21 protein-coding genes and 5 tRNA genes are annotated in these 23,899 nt (G+C 52.7%); 10 read left to right on the top strand and 16 right to left on the bottom strand.

Translation table 11 applies throughout. From position 1 onward, the window contains the following. Window positions 1-272: 272 nt before the first annotated feature. The 7 genes from proV to emrB all read left to right on the top strand — a co-directional run bounded on the left by proV (window position 273) and on the right by emrB (window position 8,826). A complete protein-coding gene (proV, locus tag ABVN44_RS14615) occupies window positions 273-1,475 on the top strand; it encodes a glycine betaine/L-proline ABC transporter ATP-binding protein ProV (protein ID WP_000985529.1) in 1,203 nt (400 codons plus the stop codon). Next, window positions 1,468-2,532 (top strand): glycine betaine/L-proline ABC transporter permease ProW, encoded by a 1,065-nt coding sequence (gene proW / locus ABVN44_RS14610; RefSeq protein ID WP_000775015.1) that lies wholly within the window; start codon window positions 1,468-1,470, stop codon window positions 2,530-2,532. The genes proV and proW overlap by 8 nt, the downstream gene beginning before the upstream one ends. Window positions 2,533-2,600: 68 nt before the next feature. Beyond that, window positions 2,601-3,596 carry a glycine betaine/L-proline ABC transporter substrate-binding protein ProX gene (proX, locus tag ABVN44_RS14605; RefSeq protein ID WP_001216613.1) on the top strand — a complete coding sequence of 332 codons (996 nt, stop codon included), beginning with the start codon at window positions 2,601-2,603 and terminating at the stop codon, window positions 3,594-3,596. Between the two features lie 164 nt (window positions 3,597-3,760). Continuing rightward, on the top strand, window positions 3,761-4,945 hold the full coding sequence (locus ABVN44_RS14600; RefSeq protein WP_000165769.1) for an MFS transporter: 1,185 nt from the start codon (window positions 3,761-3,763) through the stop codon (window positions 4,943-4,945). Between the two features lie 496 nt (window positions 4,946-5,441). Next, complete coding sequence (gene mprA, locus ABVN44_RS14595; protein WP_000378431.1) at window positions 5,442-5,972, top strand: transcriptional repressor MprA; 531 nt, start codon at window positions 5,442-5,444, stop codon at window positions 5,970-5,972. A 126-nt stretch (window positions 5,973-6,098) separates the two neighbouring features. Next, on the top strand, window positions 6,099-7,271 hold the full coding sequence (gene emrA / locus ABVN44_RS14590) for a multidrug efflux MFS transporter periplasmic adaptor subunit EmrA (protein WP_001275603.1): 1,173 nt from the start codon (window positions 6,099-6,101) through the stop codon (window positions 7,269-7,271). Between the two features lie 16 nt (window positions 7,272-7,287). Continuing rightward, on the top strand, window positions 7,288-8,826 hold the full coding sequence (gene emrB / locus ABVN44_RS14585; protein WP_001187297.1) for a multidrug efflux MFS transporter permease subunit EmrB: 1,539 nt from the start codon (window positions 7,288-7,290) through the stop codon (window positions 8,824-8,826). A gap of 48 nt (window positions 8,827-8,874) precedes the next feature. On the opposite strand, the gene ABVN44_RS14580 is transcribed toward emrB, so the two are convergent. From ABVN44_RS14580 to pncC, 15 genes are all read right to left on the bottom strand, one after another. After that, on the bottom strand, window positions 8,875-10,245 hold the full coding sequence (locus tag ABVN44_RS14580; RefSeq protein WP_000645137.1) for a carbohydrate porin: 1,371 nt from the start codon (window positions 10,243-10,245) through the stop codon (window positions 8,875-8,877). Window positions 10,246-10,590: 345 nt separating this feature from the next. Then, entirely contained in the window at window positions 10,591-11,106 is a 516-nt protein-coding gene (gene luxS, locus ABVN44_RS14575) for an S-ribosylhomocysteine lyase (protein WP_001130194.1), read from the bottom strand. 149 nt (window positions 11,107-11,255) lie between these two features. Next, window positions 11,256-12,812, bottom strand: coding sequence for a glutamate--cysteine ligase (gshA, locus tag ABVN44_RS14570; RefSeq protein WP_000611821.1), 1,557 nt, complete (start codon window positions 12,810-12,812; stop codon window positions 11,256-11,258). 76 nt (window positions 12,813-12,888) lie between these two features. Further along, complete coding sequence (locus ABVN44_RS14565) at window positions 12,889-13,314, bottom strand: YqaA family protein (protein ID WP_001279499.1); 426 nt, start codon at window positions 13,312-13,314, stop codon at window positions 12,889-12,891. After that, on the bottom strand, window positions 13,311-13,877 hold the full coding sequence (gene yqaB, locus ABVN44_RS14560; protein WP_000271291.1) for a fructose-1-phosphate/6-phosphogluconate phosphatase: 567 nt from the start codon (window positions 13,875-13,877) through the stop codon (window positions 13,311-13,313). Before yqaB ends, ABVN44_RS14565 begins: the two co-directional genes overlap by 4 nt. A 229-nt stretch (window positions 13,878-14,106) precedes the next feature. Then, a tRNA-Arg gene (locus ABVN44_RS14555) sits at window positions 14,107-14,183 on the bottom strand. Window positions 14,184-14,245: 62 nt separating this feature from the next. Further along, window positions 14,246-14,322 (bottom strand) — tRNA-Arg (locus tag ABVN44_RS14550). Window positions 14,323-14,384: 62 nt separating this feature from the next. Further along, window positions 14,385-14,461, bottom strand: a tRNA-Arg gene (locus tag ABVN44_RS14545). 62 nt (window positions 14,462-14,523) lie between these two features. Further along, window positions 14,524-14,600: transfer RNA gene (locus ABVN44_RS14540), tRNA-Arg, on the bottom strand. 3 nt (window positions 14,601-14,603) lie between these two features. Continuing rightward, a tRNA-Ser gene (locus ABVN44_RS14535) sits at window positions 14,604-14,696 on the bottom strand. A gap of 303 nt (window positions 14,697-14,999) precedes the next feature. Continuing rightward, the gene (gene csrA / locus ABVN44_RS14530) at window positions 15,000-15,185 is read right to left on the bottom strand and encodes a carbon storage regulator CsrA (protein WP_000906486.1); all 186 of its coding nucleotides are present in this window, start codon (window positions 15,183-15,185) and stop codon (window positions 15,000-15,002) included. A 234-nt stretch (window positions 15,186-15,419) separates the two neighbouring features. Further along, entirely contained in the window at window positions 15,420-18,050 is a 2,631-nt protein-coding gene (gene alaS / locus ABVN44_RS14525) for an alanine--tRNA ligase (protein WP_023232043.1), read from the bottom strand. Between the two features lie 235 nt (window positions 18,051-18,285). Then, entirely contained in the window at window positions 18,286-18,786 is a 501-nt protein-coding gene (gene recX, locus ABVN44_RS14520; protein ID WP_001294863.1) for a recombination regulator RecX, read from the bottom strand. A gap of 116 nt (window positions 18,787-18,902) precedes the next feature. Further along, entirely contained in the window at window positions 18,903-19,964 is a 1,062-nt protein-coding gene (recA, locus tag ABVN44_RS14515; protein ID WP_000963150.1) for a recombinase RecA, read from the bottom strand. 84 nt (window positions 19,965-20,048) lie between these two features. Beyond that, window positions 20,049-20,546 carry a nicotinamide-nucleotide amidase gene (pncC, locus tag ABVN44_RS14510; RefSeq protein ID WP_023232042.1) on the bottom strand — a complete coding sequence of 166 codons (498 nt, stop codon included), beginning with the start codon at window positions 20,544-20,546 and terminating at the stop codon, window positions 20,049-20,051. A 195-nt stretch (window positions 20,547-20,741) separates the two neighbouring features. Between pncC and ABVN44_RS14505 the strand changes: the two genes are divergently transcribed. Continuing rightward, window positions 20,742-20,987: a hypothetical protein gene (locus ABVN44_RS14505; RefSeq protein WP_001519391.1), complete on the top strand. Its 246-nt coding sequence runs from the start codon at window positions 20,742-20,744 to the stop codon at window positions 20,985-20,987. A 37-nt stretch (window positions 20,988-21,024) separates the two neighbouring features. On the opposite strand, the gene mltB is transcribed toward ABVN44_RS14505, so the two are convergent. After that, complete coding sequence (gene mltB / locus ABVN44_RS14500) at window positions 21,025-22,104, bottom strand: lytic murein transglycosylase B (protein ID WP_000476822.1); 1,080 nt, start codon at window positions 22,102-22,104, stop codon at window positions 21,025-21,027. Window positions 22,105-22,356: 252 nt separating this feature from the next. Between mltB and srlA the strand changes: the two genes are divergently transcribed. Both srlA and ABVN44_RS14490 read left to right on the top strand, forming a co-directional pair. Next, window positions 22,357-22,920 carry a PTS glucitol/sorbitol transporter subunit IIC gene (srlA, locus tag ABVN44_RS14495; RefSeq protein ID WP_000573333.1) on the top strand — a complete coding sequence of 188 codons (564 nt, stop codon included), beginning with the start codon at window positions 22,357-22,359 and terminating at the stop codon, window positions 22,918-22,920. Continuing rightward, complete coding sequence (locus tag ABVN44_RS14490; protein ID WP_000199039.1) at window positions 22,917-23,888, top strand: PTS glucitol/sorbitol transporter subunit IIB; 972 nt, start codon at window positions 22,917-22,919, stop codon at window positions 23,886-23,888. Before srlA ends, ABVN44_RS14490 begins: the two co-directional genes overlap by 4 nt. Window positions 23,889-23,899 lie beyond the last annotated feature (11 nt).

Below are 23,899 nucleotides of genomic sequence, written 5' to 3'. Positions count from 1 at the left end.
CATGTCCTACACTCAATACGAGTGACATTATTCACCTGGATTCCTCCAATTCAGGTGGATTTTTGCTGGTTGTCTCAAAAAATATCTCTCCCTCCCCATTCGCGTTCAGCCCTTATATCATGGGAAATCACAGCCGATAGCACCTCGCAATATTCATGCCAGAAGCAAATTCAGGGTTGTCTCAGATTCTGAGTATGTTAGGGTAGAAAAAGGTAACTATTTCTATCAGGTAACATATCGACATAAGTAAATAACAGGAATCATTCTATTGCATGGCAATTAAATTAGAAGTGAAGAATCTGTATAAAATATTTGGAGAGCATCCGCAGCGTGCCTTCAAATATATTGAAAAGGGACTATCGAAAGAGCAAATACTGGAAAAAACGGGGCTATCGCTTGGCGTTAAAGACGCCAGTCTGGCCATTGAAGAAGGCGAGATATTTGTCATCATGGGATTATCCGGCTCGGGTAAATCCACAATGGTACGCCTTCTCAATCGCCTGATTGAACCCACCCGCGGGCAGGTACTGATTGACGGTGTTGATATTGCCAAAATATCAGACGCTGAGCTTCGCGAGGTGCGCAGGAAAAAGATTGCGATGGTCTTCCAGTCATTTGCGCTCATGCCACATATGACCGTGCTGGATAATACGGCATTCGGTATGGAATTAGCGGGCATCGCGGCGCAAGAGCGTCGCGAAAAAGCGCTGGACGCCTTGCGTCAGGTGGGGCTTGAAAATTACGCTCATGCCTATCCGGATGAACTTTCCGGTGGGATGCGTCAGCGTGTTGGACTTGCCCGCGCGCTGGCAATCAACCCTGATATCTTATTAATGGATGAAGCGTTTTCCGCCCTCGATCCATTAATTCGTACCGAAATGCAGGATGAACTGGTGAAATTACAGGCGAAACATCAGCGCACCATTGTCTTTATTTCCCACGATCTTGATGAGGCTATGCGTATTGGCGACAGGATTGCCATTATGCAAAATGGCGAGGTCGTACAGGTTGGTACGCCGGATGAGATCCTGAATAATCCGGCAAATGATTATGTCCGCACGTTCTTCCGTGGCGTGGATATTAGTCAGGTCTTTAGCGCAAAAGATATTGCCCGTCGCAGTCCGGTCGGCTTAATTCGTAAAACGCCAGGTTTCGGTCCCCGTTCGGCACTGAAATTATTACAGGACGAAGACCGTGAATATGGTTACGTCATTGAGCGTGGCAATAAATTCGTGGGCGTCGTGTCCATCGACTCATTAAAAGCGGCATTAAGCCAGGCGCAAGGGATTGAAGCGGCGCTTATCGACGACCCTTTAGTTGTTGATGCGCAAACCCCACTCAGCGAGTTGCTCTCTCACGTCGGCCAGGCGCCCTGCGCGGTGCCGGTTGTCGATGAAGAACACCAGTATGTTGGCATTATTTCAAAACGTATGTTGCTACAGGCTTTAGATCGCGAGGGGGGTAACAATGGCTGATCAAACGAATCCGTGGGATACCGCACAGGTGGCCGATACTACGACGCAAACGGCTGATGCCTGGGGAACACCGGCAGGCGTAGCCACGGACGGCGGCAGTACCGACTGGTTGAACAGCGCGCCCGCGCCAGCCCCTGAACACTTTTCTCTTCTGGACCCGTTCCATAAGACGCTGATCCCGCTGGATAGCTGGGTCACAGAGGGAATCGACTGGGTCGTCACCCATTTCCGTCCCCTTTTTCAGGGGATTCGTGTGCCGGTGGATTACATCCTTAACGGCTTTCAGCAACTGCTGCTGGGAATGCCCGCCCCTGTGGCGATTATTCTCTTTGCGCTGATTGCCTGGCAGGTTTCCGGCGTGGGCATGGGGATCGCGGCGCTGATATCGCTGATCGCCATCGGCGCGATCGGCGCCTGGTCGCAGGCGATGATTACCCTGGCGCTGGTATTGACCGCCCTGTTGTTCTGCGTCGTGATCGGATTACCGATGGGAATCTGGCTGGCGCGCAGCCCGCGCGCGGCCAAAATAGTTCGTCCGCTGCTGGATGCGATGCAGACCACGCCCGCGTTTGTCTATCTGGTGCCGATTGTCATGTTATTCGGCATCGGTAACGTGCCGGGCGTGGTGGTGACGATTATTTTTGCTCTACCGCCGATTATACGCCTGACGATCCTGGGCATTAACCAGGTGCCTGCCGACTTAATTGAAGCGTCGCGCTCGTTCGGCGCCAGCCCGCGCCAAATGTTGTTCAAAGTGCAGCTACCGCTGGCGATGCCCACCATTATGGCAGGCGTTAATCAGACGCTGATGCTGGCTCTCTCGATGGTCGTCATCGCCTCGATGATTGCGGTCGGCGGGCTTGGCCAGATGGTATTACGCGGCATTGGTCGTCTTGATATGGGGCTGGCAACCGTCGGCGGCGTCGGCATTGTGATTCTCGCCATCATTCTGGACCGTCTGACGCAGGCCGTCGGGCGCGACTCGCGTAGCCGTGGTAACCGTCGCTGGTATACCACCGGTCCTGTTGGGCTAATCACCCGCCCTTTCGTTAAGTAACTCTCCTACGCCCGGTGACATTGCGCTTACCGGGCTTACAACTCCCTACCATAATTAAAGGAACAACGATGCGACATACCGTGATATTTGCCTCAGCGTTTGCCACCCTTGTCACCGCCAGCGCTTTCGCTGCCGACCTGCCTGGCAAAGGCATTACCGTCCAACCTATCCAAAGCACGATTTCTGAAGAGTCCTTCCAGACGTTACTGGTCAGCCGGGCGCTGGAAAAGTTGGGTTATACCGTAAATAAGCCGAGTGAAGTCGATTACAACGTAGGCTATACCTCCATCGCCTCTGGCGATGCGACGTTTACCGCCGTGAACTGGCAGCCGCTGCATGATGATATGTATGCCGCAGCAGGCGGAGACAAAAAGTTTTACCGTGAGGGCGTCTTCGTCTCCGGCGCTGCGCAGGGCTATCTGATCGATAAAAAAACCGCCGAGCAGTACAACATCACTAATATCGCTCAGCTAAAAGATCCGAAAATCGCCAAAATCTTCGATACCAATGGCGACGGAAAAGCGGACATGATGGGCTGCTCGCCGGGCTGGGGCTGCGAAGCCGTAATCAATCACCAGAATAAAGCGTTTGATCTGCAAAAAACCGTTGAGGTCAGCCACGGTAACTATGCGGCGATGATGGCTGATACCATTACCCGTTTTAAAGAAGGCAAGCCGGTGCTGTATTACACCTGGACCCCGTACTGGGTGAGCGACGTAATGAAGCCGGGTAAAGATGTCGTCTGGCTACAGGTGCCGTTCTCCTCTCTGCCGGGCGAACAGAAAAATATTGATACTAAACTGCCGAACGGCGCGAACTATGGGTTCCCGGTTAATACCATGCATATTGTCGCCAATAAGGCATGGGCGGAGAAAAATCCGGCGGCGGCGAAACTGTTCGCCATCATGAAGCTGCCGCTGGCGGATATCAACGCGCAGAACGCCATGATGCATGCCGGTAAATCGTCTGAAGCCGATGTTCAGGGCCACGTAGACGGCTGGATCAACGCCCACCAGCAGCAGTTTGACGGCTGGGTGAAAGAAGCGCTGGCCGCGCAGAAATAATATCGTTTTTTATGCCGGATAAGGCGCAGTTCATGCGCCGCTATCCGGCCAACGCAATCTCTCCTCAAAGCGCACGATTCATCACGTCACTGTTCCCCTTTATTCATCAACATCCGCTATGATTGTTTTCCCAGGAAATAATTATCTAAATCACGATTACCATAATGACGAAACCCACTCATGGGCTTAGCCCGGCGCTGATCGTTTTAATGTCTGTGGCCACGGGGCTGGCGGTCGCCAGCAACTACTACGCCCAGCCGCTACTTGATACCATCGCGCATCACTTTTCGCTTTCCGCCAGCTCCGCAGGGTTTATCGTTACCGCCGCGCAGTTGGGCTATGCCGCTGGCCTGTTGTTTCTGGTGCCGCTCGGCGACATGTTTGAACGCCGAACGCTGATTGTCTCCATGACGTTGCTGGCGGCTGGCGGAATGCTGATCACCGCCAGCAGTCAGTCGCTTAGCATGATGATACTCGGAACGGCCTTAACCGGACTGTTCTCCGTGGTGGCGCAGATTCTGGTTCCGCTGGCCGCCACGCTTGCGACGCCCGCCACCCGCGGTAAAGTGGTCGGCACCATTATGAGCGGCCTGTTGCTGGGGATCCTGCTGGCGCGAACGGTCGCCGGACTGCTGGCAAACCTCGGCGGTTGGCGCACCGTATTTTGGGTAGCGTCGGCGCTGATGGCGCTGATGGCCGTCGCGTTGTGGCGCGGACTGCCAAAGCTCAAATCCGACACCCATCTTAACTACCCGCAGCTGTTGGGTTCTGTATTCAGCCTGTTTATTCACGATAAGCTGCTGCGTACCCGCGCGCTGCTGGGCTGTCTGACCTTTGCTAATTTCAGCATCCTCTGGACGTCAATGGCCTTTTTGCTCGCCGCGCCGCCGTTTAGCTATTCCGAGGGGATGATTGGCCTGTTTGGCCTGGCGGGGGCCGCCGGCGCTTTAGGCGCGCGTCCGGCTGGCGGATTTGCCGATAAAGGTAAATCTCACCTCACCACCACGTTCGGCTTACTGCTGCTGTTACTCTCCTGGCTGGCGATCTGGCTTGGGCACACCTCGGTACTGGCGCTGATTATTGGCATTCTGGTACTGGACCTCACCGTTCAGGGGGTACATATCACCAATCAGACGGTCATCTATCGTTTGCATCCGGATGCGCGTAACCGGCTCACCGCCGGCTATATGACCAGCTACTTTATCGGTGGCGCCGCGGGGTCGCTGATTTCCGCCTCCGCCTGGCAACATGCCGGCTGGGCCGGCGTTTGTCTGGCGGGTGTCACGGTAGCCTTACTTAATTTACTGGTCTGGTGGCGAGGTTTTCACCGACAGGAAGCCGTAAATTAAGCGGATAGTGAGCGTTTACCTTTGTTTAAGCTCCTTAGGGTGTTAAGGAGCTCCCCAGTCTGTTAAGGTTATGCTATTCATTTATCATGGTTATTTTTATACCGGTGAAGAATAATATAATTCTATGGAAAGCCCTGCATCCCCATCTGCTCCCAGGCCAATAGCGCCCGTTCAAGGATTCGAAGGTCGTTCACCGATAGCTATCCGTGATATTCCGGTGGCTTTTGCATCGGGTTGTAAGGCCGTTTACCCGGCTTTCGCCCCTCCCGCTTATCGTTCTCTCCTGATTTTTTCATGCAGGCACTCACGCTTTTCTCGTCATTCCTGGATTTGCCGCAGGCGGCGCTTTACCGGGCCCAATGTTCCCGCTGACGTCTCAGTCTGCGTATCATTGGTTGCTTTATAGCCTGAAAGAATGATTTTGTATTAATAATACATTTACTTTATTTGTCACTGTCGTTACTATATCGGCTGAAATTAATGAGGTCATGCCCAAATGGATAGTTCGTTTACGCCCATTGAACAAATGCTAAAATTTCGCGCCAGCCGTCACGAAGACTTTCCTTACCAGGAAATTCTTTTGACTCGTCTTTGTATGCACATGCAAGGCAAGCTCCTGGAAAACCGCAATAAAATGCTGAAGGCTCAAGGGATTAACGAGACGTTGTTTATGGCGTTGATTACGCTGGAGTCTCAGGAAAACCACAGTATTCAGCCGTCTGAATTAAGCTGCGCGCTGGGTTCATCTCGCACCAATGCGACACGCATTGCAGATGAGCTGGAAAAACGCGGCTGGATTGAGCGTCGTGAGAGCGATAACGACCGCCGTTGCCTGCATCTGCAATTAACGGAGAAAGGCCAGGCATTTTTGCAAGAAGTGCTTCCGCCTCAGCATCATTGTCTGCATCAACTCTGGTCATCACTTAGCACAGCCGAAAAAGATCAACTTGAGCACATCACTCGTAAACTCCTGACGCGTCTTGATCAAATGGAGCAGGAAGGCACTGTTCTTGAGGCGCTGCGCTAAAGCGCCGACCCGCTCAAAAATCCAGATTAATAACAGGAAAGCGGACAGGCCGGCACGCATTACTGCTGGCCTTTCTGACAACAGGTCGGCTCAGCCGATGTGAATAATAAGATCGTGGAGAACAACATGAGCGCAAATGCGGAGATCCAAACCCCGCAGCAACCGGCTAAGAAGAAAGGCAAACGCAAAACAGCGCTGCTACTTCTTACCTTGCTCTTTGTTATTATTGCCGTGGCATATGGAATTTATTGGTTTTTAGTATTGCGTCATATTGAAGAGACAGATGATGCTTACGTGGCAGGGAACCAGGTTCAAATCATGGCGCAGGTGTCAGGCAGCGTGACGAAAGTCTGGGCTGATAACACCGACTTTGTAAAAGAGGGCGATGTTCTGGTCACGCTTGATCAGACGGACGCCAAACAAGCGTTTGAAAAAGCCAAAACGGCGCTGGCCTCCAGCGTGCGCCAGACGCACCAGTTGATGATTAACAGCAAGCAGTTGCAGGCGAATATCGACGTGCAAAAAACCGCCCTGGCGCAAGCGCAAAGCGACCTTAACCGTCGTGTGCCGCTGGGTAATGCCAATCTTATTGGCCGGGAAGAGCTGCAACACGCCCGCGATGCCGTCGCCAGCGCGCAGGCACAGCTGGATGTCGCCATTCAACAGTACAATGCCAACCAGGCAATGATACTCAACAGTAATCTGGAAGATCAGCCCGCGGTTCAACAAGCGGCGACCGAAGTGCGTAACGCCTGGCTGGCGCTGGAGCGTACTCGCATCGTCAGCCCAATGACTGGTTATGTCTCCCGCCGCGCCGTCCAGCCTGGCGCGCAAATCAGCCCCACCACGCCGCTGATGGCCGTGGTGCCTGCAACCGATCTGTGGGTGGACGCTAACTTTAAAGAAACCCAATTAGCGAATATGCGCATTGGGCAGCCAGTGACGGTGATTACTGATATTTATGGCGACGACGTAAAATACACCGGTAAAGTCGTCGGTCTGGATATGGGAACAGGCAGCGCCTTCTCCCTGCTGCCCGCGCAAAATGCGACGGGTAACTGGATTAAAGTGGTTCAACGTCTGCCGGTACGCGTCGAACTGGACGCCCGCCAGTTAGAACAACATCCGCTGCGTATTGGTTTATCGACGCTGGTCACCGTGGATACCGCTAATCGCGACGGTCAGGTACTGGCCAGCCAGGTACGAACGACGCCGGTTGCCGAAAGTAACGCACGCGAAATTAATCTCGCGCCGGTCAATAAACTGATCGACGACATCGTACAGGCTAACGCGGGTTAATCCTGAGGTGCGTGTGATGCAACAGCAAAAACCGCTGGAGGGCGCGCAGCTCGTCATCATGACGATCGCGCTGTCGCTGGCGACATTCATGCAGGTGCTGGACTCCACCATTGCCAACGTGGCGATTCCGACCATCGCCGGGAACCTGGGTTCTTCCCTAAGCCAGGGGACATGGGTTATCACCTCTTTCGGGGTGGCGAACGCTATCTCGATTCCCTTAACCGGCTGGCTGGCGAAACGTTTTGGCGAAGTCAAACTGTTCATGTGGTCGACGGTCGCCTTTGCCGCGGCCTCCTGGGCCTGTGGCGTATCCAGCAGCCTGAATATGCTGATCTTCTTCCGCGTGGTGCAGGGCGTGGTCGCCGGGCCGCTGATTCCGCTCTCGCAAAGCCTGTTGCTGAATAACTATCCGCCTGCAAAGCGCTCCATTGCGCTGGCGCTCTGGTCAATGACCGTCATTGTCGCGCCGATTTGCGGCCCGATTCTGGGGGGCTATATCAGTGATAATTACCACTGGGGATGGATTTTCTTCATCAACGTGCCGATTGGCATCGCCGTCGTCCTGATGACGTTACACACGCTGCGCGGACGTGAAACGCATACCGAACGGCGACGTATTGACGCCGTCGGGCTGGCGTTACTGGTGATTGGCATCGGCAGCCTGCAAATTATGCTCGATCGCGGTAAAGAGCTGGACTGGTTCTCCTCGCAGGAAATTATCATCCTGACCGTGGTCGCCGTCATCGCCATCAGTTTCCTGATCGTCTGGGAACTGACCGACGATCACCCTATCGTCGATCTTTCTCTTTTTAAATCGCGTAACTTCACGATTGGCTGCTTGTGCATCAGCCTTGCCTATATGCTCTATTTCGGCGCCATTGTTCTACTGCCGCAGCTTTTGCAAGAGGTGTACGGCTATACCGCAACGTGGGCAGGTCTGGCGTCGGCGCCAGTCGGCATTATTCCGGTAATTTTGTCGCCGATTATCGGACGCTTCGCGCATAAACTGGATATGCGCAGGCTGGTCACGTTCAGCTTCATTATGTACGCCGTCTGTTTTTACTGGCGCGCCTGGACGTTCGAACCGGGTATGGATTTCGGCGCTTCCGCATGGCCGCAGTTTATTCAGGGATTTGCCGTCGCCTGCTTCTTTATGCCGCTGACCACCATTACGCTCTCCGGGTTACCGCCAGAACGGCTGGCAGCGGCATCAAGCCTGTCGAACTTCACGCGAACGCTGGCAGGTTCAATTGGCACCTCGATTACCACCACTATGTGGACCGATCGTGAGTCGCTACATCATGCTCAGCTCACGGAGTCGATTACGGCGTATAATCCAAACGCTCAGGCTATGTACGATAAACTGGAAGGCTTAGGGATGACGCACCAACAGGCGTCAGGCTGGATAGCCCAGCAAATCACGAATCAGGGGCTGATTATTTCCGCCAACGAAATCTTCTGGATGTCGGCGGGGATCTTCCTGGTGCTGCTCGGCCTGGTGTGGTTCGCCAAACCGCCCTTCGGTGCGGGCGGCGGCGGTGGCGGCGCGCACTAACTATCTGATAAAAGGGATCTGCGGATCCCTTTTTTAGTAGACCAACAATCAGAAGAAATATTTGAATCTCAGACGCCCGCCGTAACGCGCATCTTCACTGTTATCGCCATTATTCGGATTGGCCTCTACCCATGAAGCATAGGCACCGAGGTAGATGTTAAAGTTTTTCATATCCATCACGTTGGGGAATAAATATGAGGCATGAATAGTGTGAATGTCATAATTGCCGGGATCGGTGATCCAACAATCGTCCTCACAAACGGCATCGATATTAGTAGCATTGAAGGCTTCGATTTTGTTATGCGCATAGATATAACCCAGTTCAAATCGATGCCACAGCGCATTCACCCCAGCGGTAAAATCTGTCTCATCGGTCGCATCCATATAGGCGGTATTCAGGTTAATCACCGCGCCATCTTCCGGGTCAGTTTTTTGACCATTCCAGGTCATGGTAAAACCATAGCCCGTACGATCTGACTGATCGATCCACTTCCCATTCTCATAATAGCCATAGGCGTTGTTAACGACGTTACTTTCCATCGCTATCGCCGTTGAAAAACGCCCGTTTTGCCAGGCGATAACCGGACGGACGTAAGCCACGTTTTTATCGTTGGTTAAATCCATTCCGTGGTACTGCTTCTCTGTATATAACGTACTGCCATTTTCCAGCAATGTGTTAACTTCGAAATACCAGTTGTCGATGGTTTTACTCAGCAGGAAGTTACCCCCACTGTCGCTACGTCCCCGTCCTTCTTTCATCATATAGATATAGCCGTAACCGTCACTGTAAAGATCGTTCGCTGTATTCCCCGAATATTCAATAAACGTATCCTGATTCAGCGGGAACATATCGTAGGCTTCAAAACGACCAACCTTAATTTTCCAGTCATTCTCACGACCAAAGAAGAAAACGGCATCATCAAGGTTCATTTTTCCGGTCAGGTCCGCCAGAGGCTGTACAGAGAATCCGGCAAAATTACCGTTGTCCAGCCGCTGGTAGCCATCAAAGCCCAGCAACAAGCGCCCGTTAATATCCCAGCGTTCATTGGTTCCTGATGCCCAATCTTTATTCGCTGACGTTCTCATCGAGGTCAGGCTACCGGAACGGCTTGCCGCATCCATATTAAATTCGACATCGCCATAGAACTTAATATCGCTGAATCCGGATAAGGTCAGCTTCGGCGGCGTTTTATCTGCTGCAATGGGCTCGGCGGACTGGACATTCACCGTCGGCGTAGCGGCGACCTGCTGCTGTTTCAGCGAGCGAATTTGCGCCTCGGCATCGGATGCCCGTTTTTCAGCATTAACAACACGTTGCTCCAGTTCAGCCAGACGCTGCTCAATAGTGATATTATTCGCTGCCCAAAGGTTATGAGAAAAGCAAGCGCCGATCATCAGCGCCAAATATTTAGCCTTCATTTTCTATCCCTTAAGTTTGATGTATACCAGATAAGATTTGCTAAAAACCCCATCGACCGGCTATTAGTAGAGTCTTGTTATTACCTGGATATCTGGCGCATTCCATTATGTTTTTCTATTAATTATTTATGATTTTTAGTTTATGTGATCAATACACTCTGGCATCGTGAGTTATCCGCCTTTTCTGTTTACCAGATCACATTTTATTATTTAACAGGCCAGGCATTACTTAATTTAAAATGTATTCTCGCCGCAAATATAATAAACGCAAATTATATTAAGCAATAAAAAAACCCGGCCATAGACCGGGGTTAATTTAAATACTGGAACCGCTTACCAATAAGACTAAATATGCAGTTCCTGCAGTTTTTCTTTCGGCAGCGCCAGCTCTTTATTGCTGTTCACGCGCACATCACGCTCCAGAATATGACGGGCAATGTCCTGCGCTTCACTGAGCGAGTGCATCTGATACGTACCGCACTGGTAAACGTTCAGCTCCGGGATCTGATTTTGATCCTGCACTTTCAGCACATCCGCCATCGCCGCTTTCCAGGCGTCGGCAACACGCTGCTCGTCCGGCGTGCCAATCAGGCTCATGTAAAAGCCGGTGCGGCAGCCCATTGGCGAGATATCGATAATCTCAACGCCGTTACCGTTGAGGTGGTCGCGCATAAAGCCAGCAAACAGATGCTCAAGCGTATGAATCCCTTTTTCCGGCATCACTTCTTTGTTCGGAATGCAAAAACGCAGATCAAACACGGTGATTGCGTCGCCATGCGGAGTGTTCATCGTTTTTGCAACCCGGACCGCCGGCGCTTGCATCCGGGTATGATCGACTGCGAAGCTATCTAATAATGGCATTTAGTCACCTCCGATAATTTTTTAAAAATAAACTGAACTCTTTGTTCCGGGGCGAGTCTGAGTATATGAAAGACGCGCATTTGTTATCATCATCCCTGTTTTCAGCGATGAAATTTTGGCCACTCAGTGAGTGGCCTTTTTCTTTTGGGTCAGGCGTGTTTTGCAAGCCACGCGGCAAACGGCTCGGTATCCGCCGCCTCAATCTCCTGCTGACGACGTACTGAAGCGTCACGTTCAGCAATAAACTCTTCTTCCTGTAAAATCTCCAGCGGCTCTTCGCGTAACAGATTACGGTAAGCCTCACCGAACGCTTTCCCGGTGCCGCCAATGCCTTCATCAATCATAGACCGTAGGATCCGGGCGGAGAATGTCAGTTCAGGATTATCAAAGCAGGCGACCAACTCATCACACACCTTTTGATACTCTTCTCCCCCGTGGATACTGTCCAGCGTTTGCGCCACGCGTTTCAGATCGCGGAAGAGATCTTTCCCTACTTTGGGCAGCGGGAACTGCGCAGTTTCACAGCCAATGCCTAACGTCAGGCCCGGCTTACGCCCTTCCAGAATAACGCGATTCCAGTTAGTACGCGTACATAACAGCTCATCGCTACTCATTTCCGGCGCATCGGCCAATACGCACCAGACCATAAACAGATCGAGGAAGCGCACCTGTTGCTCGTCTACGCCGATCGGTGAGAACGGGTTAATATCGAGAGAACGAACTTCAATATACTCAATACCACCACGCAGAAGCGCGTCAGAAGGCGATTCGCCGCTGCGCGTCACGCGCTTGGGACGAATGGGCGCGTACAGCTCATTTTCAATTTGCAGAACGTTGCTGTTAATCTGTAGCCGCTTACCGTCTTTTTCCACACCAATCCGCGCGTACTCCTCGGAAGGGGTTTTAATCGCGCGCTTCAGACCTGCAACATATTCATGCAAATCGTTAAACGTAATTCCGAGATTGCTTTGCGACTTATTGGTATAGCCCAAATCACTCAAACGCAGCGACGTCGCATATGGCAGGTAGTACATGCCGCAGTCCGTTTTTTCAAACGGTAATGTGGTTGGCTTTCCTTGCAGGAAAGAGGAACAAATGGCCGGAGACGCGCCAAACAGATAGGGGATGACCCAGCCAAAACGGTAATAGTTGCGAATCAGACGAAAATAGCCGGCAGAAATTTTTTCTTTTGCCGCTTCGCCTTCCGTAACGCCGCATTTCGCCTGCCAGAACGCCATCGGTAATGAAAAATTGTAATGTACGCCGGAGATGGTTTGCATCAAAGCGCCATAACGATTTTTCAGCCCTTCGCGATAGAGCGTCTTAAAGCGCCCGGTATTGGATGTGCCGTACTGCGCCAGCTCTATGTCCTGCCCTTCCGCAATATAGCAGGGCATACTTAATGGCCACATCCGCTCATCGCCCAGTTTCCTGGCCGTATACCGATGGAGATCGCGCATAAAAGTGAGCATATGCTGGATATCGCCATCGACTGGCGTAATAAACTCCAGTAGGGCTTCCGCAAAATCCGTGGTAATCCATTTATGGGTCAGCGCTGAACCTAACGCTTCAGGATGACCTGTTGTCGCCAGCGTGCCATCAGCATTGACACGCAGCGTTTCGCGCTCTAACCCGCGCTGTATCCCCTTTAACGCCTGAGGATGTTTTTCCAGCCAGGCCAGAGCCTGTGATACGTCCGGGATCAAATTGACCTCCCGCCTGTCCAAATCGTTTTAATAAGCATAACTGTAATGGCGGCCATACATGCCAAACCTACAATTATTACCACCACATCATGCCCTGAACCGTCGCCGCTGCGAGCGCAACATAGCGCAGCGCCTTACCAAGACACAAAAAAAAGATCGTCCGCCCCCACGGGATGCGCATCCATCCCGCTAACAGGCACAACAAATCACCGATGACCGGCATCCAGCTTAATAATAGTGTGGCTGCGCCATAACGCTTTAGCCAGCCAGTCGCTTTTTCCTGCCAGCGCGACGTTTTGCGCAGCGGAAAGAAACGCCCAAGAATAACGTTAGTTACCCCTCCAAGGCTATTACCCATTGTTGCTGTTAAGACTAAGACCCAGGGATGGCTGACGCCGGAGACCAGCATAGCAACCAAAACCACCTCAGAATTACCGGGTAACAGCGTCGCGCTGAGAAAACTACTGGCAAACAGAGACAGGAGCGACAGTCCGTCACTCACAATAGTCGGACATCCACGGCATCCATTCCCGCCGCCCGCGCCGCCTGTAAACCAAAATCGGCATCTTCAAATACCACGCACTGCGTCGGCATGACGCCCATCTGCTGGGCGCACAGTAGGAAGGTGTCAGGCGCAGGTTTGTGATGCTGTACGTGATCTGCCGCCACAACCGCATCAAAATAACGACGCAGCCCCAGATGCGCTAACAAGGCTTCCGCGATAGCGCTTTCGCTACCGGTACCGACCGACATGGGACGCCGCCCATGCCACGCTTTGACCACCTCAACCAGCGGCAGCGGTTCTACGCAGTCCAGCAGGATGCTTTTTACCGCGTCGGTTTTCTCACGCGCCAGTGACAGGGGATCAAGATCGGCATGGTTAAGCTCAATGATTGACTGGGCGATAAGCCAGGTTGGCGAACCGTTAAGCGCGACCATTGCCTGTTCATCAAAACGAAGACCATAGCGCCCCAAAACCTCACGCCACGCTTTGCGATGCGTGGGTTCGGTATCCAGGAGAGTACCGTCCATATCAAAAATCAAACCAGCATAACGTGCGTACATCGTGTTCTCGCAAACCGAATAACCAGACAGTACTTTATCGCAATTGGTTGATTTTGTCGCTAATAGAGATGAAGAGGTATATTCAGGATAAGGGGAAAAGCGATTGCAGGGCAGTGACGTATCCGGGAGGATTATTCACCTTATGGGCCGTTGCTGACGCAACGTTATCCTTCTGATGCCAGCGGTGATTACCGCTATCTTATCTGCATTGCTGAAAGTACGGAGAATATGGTGCATCCGGGAGGATTCGAACCTCCGACCGCTCGGTTCGTAGCCGAGTACTCTATCCAGCTGAGCTACGGATGCATTGGGAAACTTGCTTTACTGCTGATATTGATACCGCGGTGAAAGCCGTATCAAGTAAGAGATGGTGCATCCGGGAGGATTCGAACCTCCGACCGCTCGGTTCGTAGCCGAGTACTCTATCCAGCTGAGCTACGGATGCATCGGAAAACTTGCTTTACTGCCGATATTGATACCGCGGTGAAAGCCGTATCAAGTAAGAGATGGTGCATCCGGGAGGATTCGAACCTCCGACCGCTCGGTTCGTAGCCGAGTACTCTATCCAGCTGAGCTACGGATGCATCGGGAAACTTACTTTACTGCAGATTTTGATACCGCGGTGAAAGCCGTATCAGGTAAGAGATGGTGCATCCGGGAGGATTCGAACCTCCGACCGCTCGGTTCGTAGCCGAGTACTCTATCCAGCTGAGCTACGGATGCAAATGGCGGTGAGGCGGGGATTCGAACCCCGGATGCAGCTTTTGACCGCATACTCCCTTAGCAGGGGAGCGCCTTCAGCCTCTCGGCCACCTCACCACACGCCTCTTACGAGTGCTTCGAAGAACTTGTTCTGCTCATCGTCGCTGCGTGGCGCACATATTACTTTCTGGGACTTATAAGTCAAACAATTTTTCCAGAGCTTTTATCGTTTGCACACTTCACGCTCAATTAGTCTGTAAAAAAGCCAAAAAGAGTGTTTTATCAACAGATAATTTGATGACACGCTGGCCGCCAAAAGCGCACCATATCAACAGTGAGGTTGAAAAAAGTCATGAAGGGACAACGCGGGCGAGCGAGAAGAGAGGCTGCGTCTCACCCGAAAAGTGAGACGCGAAAACCTTAGTAACTGGACTGCTGGGATTTTTCAGCCTGGATACGCTGGTAGATCTCTTCACGATGGACAGAAACTTCTTTCGGGGCGTTCACGCCAATACGCACCTGGTTGCCCTTCACCCCTAAAACTGTCACGGTGACCTCATCGCCAATCATGAGGGTCTCACCAACTCGACGAGTCAGAATCAGCATTCTTTGCTCCTTGAAAGATTAAAAGAGTCGGGTCTCTCTGTATCCCGGCATTATCCATCATATAACGCCAAAAAGTAAGCGATGACAAACACCTTAGGTGTAAGCAGTCATGGCATTACATTCTGTTAAACCTAAGTTTAGCCGATATACAAAACTTCAACCTGACTTTATCGTTGTCGATAGCGTTGACGTAAACGCCGCAGCATGGGCTGCGGCGCCAACGAACGCTTATAATTATTGCAATTTTGCGCTGACCCAGCCTTGTACACTGGCTAACGCTGCAGGCAGAGCTGCCGCATCCGTACCACCGGCTTGCGCCATGTCCGGACGACCGCCACCCTTACCGCCCACCTGCTGAGCGACCATACCAATCAATTCCCCTGCTTTAACCCGGTCGGTCACATCCTTCGACACGCCCGCAATCAGAGAAACCTTACCTTCAACAACCGTTGCCAGTACGATAACGGTAGACCCCAGTTGATTTTTCAGATCATCAACCATGGTTCGCAGCATTTTCGGCTCAATACCAGCAAGCTCGCTGACCAGGAGCTTCACGCCGTTGAGATCAACCGCTTTACTGGAAAGATTTGCACTCTCCTGCGCTGCGGCCTGGTCCTTCAACTGCTGCAACTCTTTTTCCAGCTGACGCGTACGTTCCAGCACGGCACGCACTTTGTCGCCCAGATTCTGGCTGTCGCCCTTCAGCAGATGCGCAATATCGTTTAAGCGATCGCTTTGCGCGTGAACGGTGGCCATAGCGCCTTCACCGGTTACCGCCTCAATACGACGAATGCCCGCTGCGGTGCCGGACTCAGAGATAATACGGAATAGACCGATATCACCGGTACGACTGGCGTGAGTACCGCCGCACAGTTCGGTAGAGAAATCGCCCATGCTCAGAACGCGTACACGTTCGTCATATTTCTCGCCAAACAGCGCCATGGCCCCTTTCGCCTTCGCCGCGTCGAGATCCATGATGTTCGTTTCAATCGGCAGGTTGCGGCGAATTTGCGCATTCACCAAATCTTCAACCTGACGAATCTCCGACGGCTTCATCGCTTCATTGTGCGAGAAGTCGAAGCGCAGCACTTTATCGCTAACCAGCGAACCTTTCTGCGCAACGTGTGTCCCAAGCACCTGGCGCAACGCCGCGTGCATCAGGTGCGTGGCGGAGTGGTTCAGACGGATACGTGCGCGGCGCGCTTCATCTACGTCAGCCTGTACCGCATCGCCCACTTTCAGAGCGCCCGCAGACAATTTGCCGAGGTGACCAATCGCCTGACCATATTTTTGCGTGTCGTCCACAGCGAAAGTAAATCCAGCGCCTTTCAGCTCGCCTTTATCACCAACCTGACCGCCTGATTCCGCATAGAATGGGGTCTGATCCAGCACGACAACTGCTTCCTGTCCCGCGTTAATCACTTCAACCGCTTTACCATCGACAAACAGCGCGGTCACTTTGCCGTTCAGTTCCAGATGGTCATAACCTTTAAATTCAGAAGCGCTGTCAACGCGGATCATCGCGTTGTAGTCCGCGCCAAAACCGCTAGCTTCGCGCGCACGACGGCGTTGCTCTTCCATAGCGGCTTCAAAACCGGCTTCATCGACTTTGATGTTGCGCTCACGGCAGACGTCCGCCGTTAGATCGACCGGGAAACCATAAGTATCATACAGACGGAAAGCGGTTTCGCCGTCCAGGGTGTCGCCCTGCAATTTCGCCAGTTCTTCATCCAGCAGCGCCAGACCGCGCTCCAGCGTACGGGCGAACTGCTCTTCTTCCGTTTTCAGAACCTGCTCGACCTGCGCCTGCTGACGTTTCAACTCTTCGCCTGCGGAGCCCATTACCTCAATCAGCGGCCCAACCAGCTTGTAGAAGAAGGTCTCTTTCGCGCCCAGCATGTTGCCGTGACGAACCGCGCGACGAATAATGCGACGCAGCACATAACCACGGTTTTCATTCGACGGCAGCACGCCATCGGCAACCAGGAATGCGCAAGAACGGATGTGGTCGGCGATAACGCGCAGCGATTTATTACCCAGATCGGTAGCGCCGGTGACTTTCGCTACCGCTTCAATCAACGTGCGGAACAGGTCGATGTCATAGTTAGAGTTAACGTGTTGCAGTACCGCGGCAATACGCTCCAGCCCCATACCGGTATCTACAGACGGTTTCGGCAATGGTTCCATCGTCCCGTCAGCCTGACGGTTGAACTGCATAAAGACGATGTTCCAGATCTCAATATAGCGATCGCCGTCCTCTTCCGGGCTTCCCGGAGGGCCGCCCCAGATGTGGTCGCCATGATCGTAGAAGATTTCGGTGCACGGACCGCAGGGACCGGTGTCGCCCATCTGCCAGAAGTTATCCGATGCGTATGGCGCGCCTTTATTGTCGCCAATACGGATAATACGCTCGCGCGGGATGCCGACTTCTTTTTCCCAGATCTCATAGGCTTCGTCGTCGGTTTCATAAACGGTGACCCATAAACGCTCTTTTGGCAGAGCAAACCAGTTTTCACCGGTCAGTAATTCCCATGCGAACTGAATGGCGTCGTGTTTGAAGTAATCGCCGAAGCTGAAGTTGCCCAGCATTTCGAAGAAAGTATGGTGACGTGCAGTGTATCCGACGTTTTCCAGATCGTTGTGTTTACCCCCCGCGCGTACGCAACGCTGGGAAGTGGTTGCACGGGAATAATTACGTTTATCGAGCCCAAGGAAAACATCCTTGAACTGGTTCATCCCGGCATTGGTAAACAACAGAGTGGGGTCATTGTTAGGCACCAGGGAACTGCTGGCAACTACCTGATGCCCTTTACTATGGAAAAAGTCGAGAAACGCCTGACGGATCTCAGCGGTGCTCTTGCTCATAATTATCCTGAAATCAAGCTACACTTCATCCTTCAGGCCGCCTCTGCGTTGGCTGCGAGTTTCCCGGTCACGCGTTCCCGAGGCTCACTTGCCGCTTTGATGCGGCTTGAATGATTTTGTGTATTTAAGGAATATTCGTCGCAGACGCTGTTCGCCGTTAAGCAACCCGCGTCCAGACGGAAAAAGTGGGAATAAGATAAGTTTTCTTTACCGGGAAGTAAAATCCCGTATGCGCTCAATCTGCAAAATTTCGCCATATTTGCTGGATATCGTCCATCAGATACCCGCGATAGAGCAAAAAGCGCTGTACCTTAACCTTTTCTGAAAAGTTTGAAGGGAGCGGCTCGCCATATTTGCGAACAGCCTGTTCACGTGCCATTTCACTCCAGTCAATTTCACATTCTCGCATCGCTTTTTCAGTCGATTCACGGGAAATGCCTTTCTGATTCAACTCCTGGCGAATACGCGCCGGGCCATAGCCTTTGCGGCTACGACTGGCGATAAAGCGCATCACGAAGCGCTCGTCATCAAGATAGTGATGTTCGTGGCACCAGGCGATCACGCGTTCATAATCGTCTGCCGTCGCATCAATCTCTTCCGGCCCATTTTTGCCCATCACCGGCGCGGAGAGTTTACGCCGTAATTCCTGCTCGCTGTGATCGCGGACAGCAAGAATACGTACCGCACGATCAAGGAGACGAGCATAAGCGGGACGGCGCGATGTGGGTTCACTCATAAAAAACCTTAACAGGGAGAAATGCCAAAAGGGCCGCATAAATGCAGCCCTTGATGGTAATTTAACGTTTTGCTGAATGGCGGCTTCGTTTTGTCCGACCCACCATCACCTGATGATTAAAAATCTTCGTTGGTTTCTGCAACGCCTTCGCTATCGTCAACGGCGAAATCGGGCGTGGCATTCTGATTACTCAACAGTAATTCACGAACCCTTTTCTCGATCTCTTTCGCTGTCGCCGGGTTCTCTTTCAGCCAGGTAGTCGCGTTCGCTTTACCCTGGCCAATCTTCTCGCCGTTGTAGCTGTACCATGCGCCCGCTTTCTCGATCAGCTTCTCTTTCACGCCCAGGTCAACCAGTTCGCCATAGAAGTTGATGCCTTCGCCGTAGAGGATCTGGAACTCGGCCTGCTTAAACGGCGCGGCGATTTTGTTTTTCACCACTTTCACACGCGTTTCGCTACCCACGACATTATCGCCCTCTTTCACCGCGCCAATACGACGGATATCAAGACGAACAGAGGCGTAGAATTTCAGCGCGTTACCGCCGGTGGTGGTTTCCGGGTTACCGAACATCACGCCAATCTTCATACGGATCTGGTTGATGAAAATCAACAGCGTGTTGGACTGTTTCAGGTTCCCCGCCAGCTTACGCATCGCCTGGCTCATCATACGCGCCGCGAGGCCCATGTGAGAGTCGCCGATTTCGCCTTCGATTTCCGCTTTCGGCGTTAGCGCCGCTACGGAGTCGACCACAATGACGTCCACCGCGCCTGAACGCGCCAGCGCGTCACAGATTTCCAGCGCCTGCTCGCCGGTATCCGGCTGAGAGCAGAGCAGGTTATCGATATCGACGCCCAGCTTGCGTGCGTAAACAGGGTCAAGCGCGTGTTCCGCATCGATAAACGCACAGGTTTTACCTTCACGCTGCGCAGCGGCAATCACCTGCAGCGTCAGGGTCGTTTTACCGGAAGATTCCGGCCCGTAAATTTCGACGATACGCCCCATCGGCAGACCGCCCGCACCGAGTGCGATGTCCAGTGAAAGCGAACCGGTGGAGATAGTTTCCACATCCATAGAACGGTCTTCACCCAGACGCATGATGGAGCCTTTACCAAATTGCTTTTCAATTTGGCCCAGTGCTGCCGCCAACGCTTTCTGTTTGTTTTCGTCGATAGCCATTATTACTCCTGTCATGCAACTTGGTATTGAACCGGATAGTGAATTCGTACTGTTGAAGCAATTATACTGTATGCTCATACAGTATCAAGTGTTTTGTAGAAATTGTTGCCACAGGGTTTGTAGCGCGTACGTCGTCGCCTGTCGACGCACCGATTCACGGTCGCCGCTGAAGCATTCCCGACGCGTAATCCCTTCTCCGCTGACGCTGGCGAAAGCAAACCACACCGTACCAACCGGCTTTTCTTTACTGCCGCCATCCGGCCCGGCAATCCCGCTAATAGCGACAGCAAAATCGGCGCGAGCGGCCTTCAGCGCCCCGATCGCCATTTCGACCACTACGGGTTCACTGACCGCGCCATGCTGCGCCAGGGTCTCTTCACGCACGCCAATCATCTGCGCTTTGGCTTCATTACTATAGGTGACAAAGCCGCGTTCAAACCAGGCGGAGCTTCCGGCGATGTCGGTAATGGCTTTCGCCAGCCAGCCGCCGGTACAGGACTCTGCTGTCGTTACGGTCGCCCCGCGCGCTTTTAACGCCAGCCCGACCTGCTCGCTAAGCCGCATCAGTTCACTGTCAGTCATCATGACCTCTGTCAGTTAGAAATCCTGCCGCACAAGATAGCACTTTCTCACCAGAGATGGGGACGAGCAGTCGATTTTACGAGTCGGATTCCGAAAAAATGCCAGCAGGTTATTTATGCAGAATGAAATGAGGTAGCACATGACTAAATAGCAGTACCATGTCGCTAAATTTACACGCACGGAGAGAAAGCAAGGATGTCACTCAAAAAAACGGAAAGCACACAGCACAAACTGAAACAAACCTGTCAACTACGGCTGTGGTTAATTGTGGGTGGAGTATGTTCATTAGGAATGGGAGTACTGAATATATTGTCGTCAGGCTATTTTGAACCGTATGACGGCGGTCAAATTATCTTAGGTCTGGGATGTCTGGGATATAGTCTGGCACTATCAAAGAAGATATCCCACTTGCAGGCAGAGAATCAGCCCAAAAAGCCATAATAATAGCGGAGGGGGTGCTCCCCTCCCTAAGCGTAAATTAGCGCACCCGCGCCAGCGCTACCGCCTGGCCCAGTTGCCAAACCGCCATCGCATAATGCGTGCTGTGGTTATATCGGGTAATGGTGTAGAAGTTCGGCAGGCCGTACCAGTACTGGTAGCCCGTACCGATATCCAGACGCAGCAGGCTGGCTTCCTGATGATTGCCCAACGATTGCTGCGGCGTTAAGCCTGCGGCGGCAAGCTGAGAGAGGCTGTATTTTGTTTTGAAACCATTCGCCAGTCCCGGCGCCTGACCATTCGCCGGCACCGCAACCGTATCGCCTTTCACCCAACCATGCGCCTTGAAGTAGTTCGCCACACTGCCGATGGCATCTACCGGATCCCACAAGTTAATGTGCCCATCGCCATTGAAATCGACCGCATATTCTTTATAGGAAGATGGCATAAACTGGCCGTAGCCCATCGCGCCCGCAAAGGAACCTTTCAGATTGAGCGGATCGTCTTGCTCATCGCGCGCCATGAGCAGGAAGGTTTCCAGCTCGCCGGAGAAATATTCCGCCCGGCGCGGATAGTTAAATGACAGCGTCGCCAGCGCGTCCAGAATCCGCGTTTTCCCCATGATACGTCCCCAGCGGGTTTCCACGCCGATAATCCCCACGATGATTTCCGGCGGTACACCGTATACCTGCCAGGCGCGGTTCAGCGCGTCTTCATACTGATTCCAGAACGCGACGCCGTTTTGCACGTTATCCGGCGTAATAAATTGTTTGCGGTAGCGCAACCAGGCGCCATTTGGTCCAGCGGGCGGCTGAGTGGTCGGCGCTTGTCTGTCCATCAGACGCAGGACGTAATCCAGTCTTTTAGACTGCGAGAGGATCTCCTGCAGCTGCTGACGGTCGAAACCGTGTTTACTGACCATTTTATCAATGAACTGCTGCGCATTAGGGTTGTTGGCGAAGTCACCGCCCATTTGCATGACGTTATGCTGCGGCTCAAGCAGAAAGCCGCCGGAAGGCGTGCCCGTCGTCGCTTGAGTCTCGGAAGATTTTGGCGTGCTGCTACAGGCAGCAAGCAATACGCAAAGTGGAAGTAACGCTACATAACGACGCTTGAACATGAGAGATCCATTAAACAAATTCAGCCAGGGAGAAGTATGGTAAAGCATCCCCCGCCGCACAAGGAAGCGGCACAAGAGAATAAATCACCTTTCTCCTCTTTTCAGTTTGTATCCGCTCCCCCACCCCGCAATCTTTCAAGTTAAAATATTTTTCTTTTATTTTGCGATCACAATAACACTTTTGAATCTTTCAACATGATTACAATGAACAGGAAATTAGCAAGAAAACTAAAAACCCTACAGGAGAGAACAATGATCGAAACCATTACACATGGTGCGGAGTGGTTCATCGGGTTATTCCAGAAAGGCGGAGAGGTGTTTACCGGTATGGTGACAGGTATTCTTCCGCTACTGATAAGCCTGCTGGTTATCATGAATGCGCTCATCAATTTTATCGGCCAGCAGCGTATTGAGCGTTTTGCCCAACGTTGTGCCGGAAATCCGCTATCCCGTTACCTGCTTTTACCGTGTATCGGGACATTTGTTTTTTGTAATCCGATGACCCTGAGCCTGGGACGCTTTATGCCGGAGAAGTACAAGCCGAGCTATTACGCGGCGGCCTCCTATAGCTGTCACTCCATGAACGGTCTGTTTCCGCATATCAATCCCGGCGAACTGTTTGTTTATCTGGGTATCGCCAGCGGACTCACCACGTTAGGGCTTCCTCTCGGCCCGCTCGCGGTGAGCTATCTGCTGGTAGGTCTGGTGACGAACTTCTTCCGCGGTTGGGTCACCGATCTCACCACCGCTATTTTTGAGAAAAAAATGGGGATTCAACTTGAGCAGAAAGTTCATCTGACAGGAGCGGTATCATGACACGGGTTCGTATTGAGAAAGGCGCCGGCGGCTGGGGCGGCCCGCTTGAACTGGACGTTACGCCAGGCAAAAAGATCGTCTATATCACAGCCGGTACGCGCCCGGCGATCGTCGACAAACTGGCGCAACTAACAGGCTGGCAAGCGGTGGACGGCTTTAAAGAAGGCGAACCACCGGAAGCGGAGATCGGCGCGGCCATTATCGACTGCGGCGGTACGCTGCGCTGCGGTATCTATCCGAAACGCCGGATTCCAACCATTAATATTCACTCGACGGGTAAGTCCGGCCCCCTGGCGCAGTATATTGTTGAGGATATTTATGTCTCCGGCGTAAAAGAAGAAAACATTACTCTTGTCGGCGAAACGCCTGCCAGTCCCCAGCCTGCCAAAACGACATTAGGACGTGACTACGACACCAGCAAAAAAATCACCGAGCAGAGCGACGGGCTGCTGGCAAAAGTCGGTATGGGAATGGGCTCCGCCGTGGCGGTACTGTTCCAGTCCGGTCGCGACACCATTGATACGGTCCTGAAAACAATCCTGCCGTTTATGGCGTTCGTTTCGGCGCTGATCGGCATCATTATGGCCTCAGGTCTTGGCGACTGGATCGCCCACGGCCTGGCGCCATTAGCCAGCCATCCACTGGGGCTGGTGACGCTGGCATTGATCTGCTCTTTCCCGCTGCTGTCGCCCTTTCTCGGCCCTGGCGCGGTTATCGCTCAGGTTATTGGCGTTCTGATCGGCGTTCAGATAGGCCTGGGCAATATCCCCCCGCATCTGGCGCTTCCCGCCCTGTTCGCGATTAACGCGCAGGCGGCCTGCGACTTTATCCCGGTCGGCCTGTCGCTGGCGGAAGCGAAACAAGACACCGTTCGCGTCGGCGTACCTTCTGTGCTGGTCGGACGCTTCCTGACTGGCGCGCCCACGGTACTTATCGCCTGGTTTGTTTCCGGCTTTATCTATCAATAAGAGGTTCAGAC

Origin of the sequence: Salmonella sp. SJTUF15570 (assembly GCF_043357055.1) — a bacterium.
GTDB lineage: Bacteria > Pseudomonadota > Gammaproteobacteria > Enterobacterales > Enterobacteriaceae > Salmonella > Salmonella enterica.
The sequence above is the reverse complement of the archived record's forward strand: the minus strand, read 5'-3'. Positions and strand labels throughout refer to the sequence as shown.

Excerpts from the sequence above, each read along its gene's own strand:
- ABVN44_RS14505 (WP_001519391.1), top strand. The coding sequence starts at position 20,742 with ATGTCACTCAAAAAAACGGAAAGCACACAGCACAAACTGAAACAAACC.
- emrB (WP_001187297.1), top strand. The coding sequence starts at position 7,288 with ATGCAACAGCAAAAACCGCTGGAGGGCGCGCAGCTCGTCATCATGACG.
- srlA (WP_000573333.1), top strand. The coding sequence starts at position 22,357 with ATGATCGAAACCATTACACATGGTGCGGAGTGGTTCATCGGGTTATTC.
- proX (WP_001216613.1), top strand. The coding sequence starts at position 2,601 with ATGCGACATACCGTGATATTTGCCTCAGCGTTTGCCACCCTTGTCACC.
- alaS (WP_023232043.1), bottom strand. The coding sequence starts at position 18,050 with ATGAGCAAGAGCACCGCTGAGATCCGTCAGGCGTTTCTCGACTTTTTC.
- csrA (WP_000906486.1), bottom strand. The coding sequence starts at position 15,185 with ATGCTGATTCTGACTCGTCGAGTTGGTGAGACCCTCATGATTGGCGAT.
- emrA (WP_001275603.1), top strand. The coding sequence starts at position 6,099 with ATGAGCGCAAATGCGGAGATCCAAACCCCGCAGCAACCGGCTAAGAAG.
- proW (WP_000775015.1), top strand. The coding sequence starts at position 1,468 with ATGGCTGATCAAACGAATCCGTGGGATACCGCACAGGTGGCCGATACT.
- luxS (WP_001130194.1), bottom strand. The coding sequence starts at position 11,106 with ATGCCATTATTAGATAGCTTCGCAGTCGATCATACCCGGATGCAAGCG.
- ABVN44_RS14580 (WP_000645137.1), bottom strand. The coding sequence starts at position 10,245 with ATGAAGGCTAAATATTTGGCGCTGATGATCGGCGCTTGCTTTTCTCAT.
- recA (WP_000963150.1), bottom strand. The coding sequence starts at position 19,964 with ATGGCTATCGACGAAAACAAACAGAAAGCGTTGGCGGCAGCACTGGGC.
- yqaB (WP_000271291.1), bottom strand. The coding sequence starts at position 13,877 with ATGTACGCACGTTATGCTGGTTTGATTTTTGATATGGACGGTACTCTC.
- recX (WP_001294863.1), bottom strand. The coding sequence starts at position 18,786 with ATGAGTGAACCCACATCGCGCCGTCCCGCTTATGCTCGTCTCCTTGAT.
- mprA (WP_000378431.1), top strand. The coding sequence starts at position 5,442 with ATGGATAGTTCGTTTACGCCCATTGAACAAATGCTAAAATTTCGCGCC.
- mltB (WP_000476822.1), bottom strand. The coding sequence starts at position 22,104 with ATGTTCAAGCGTCGTTATGTAGCGTTACTTCCACTTTGCGTATTGCTT.
- pncC (WP_023232042.1), bottom strand. The coding sequence starts at position 20,546 with ATGACTGACAGTGAACTGATGCGGCTTAGCGAGCAGGTCGGGCTGGCG.
- ABVN44_RS14490 (WP_000199039.1), top strand. The coding sequence starts at position 22,917 with ATGACACGGGTTCGTATTGAGAAAGGCGCCGGCGGCTGGGGCGGCCCG.
- proV (WP_000985529.1), top strand. The coding sequence starts at position 273 with ATGGCAATTAAATTAGAAGTGAAGAATCTGTATAAAATATTTGGAGAG.
- ABVN44_RS14600 (WP_000165769.1), top strand. The coding sequence starts at position 3,761 with ATGACGAAACCCACTCATGGGCTTAGCCCGGCGCTGATCGTTTTAATG.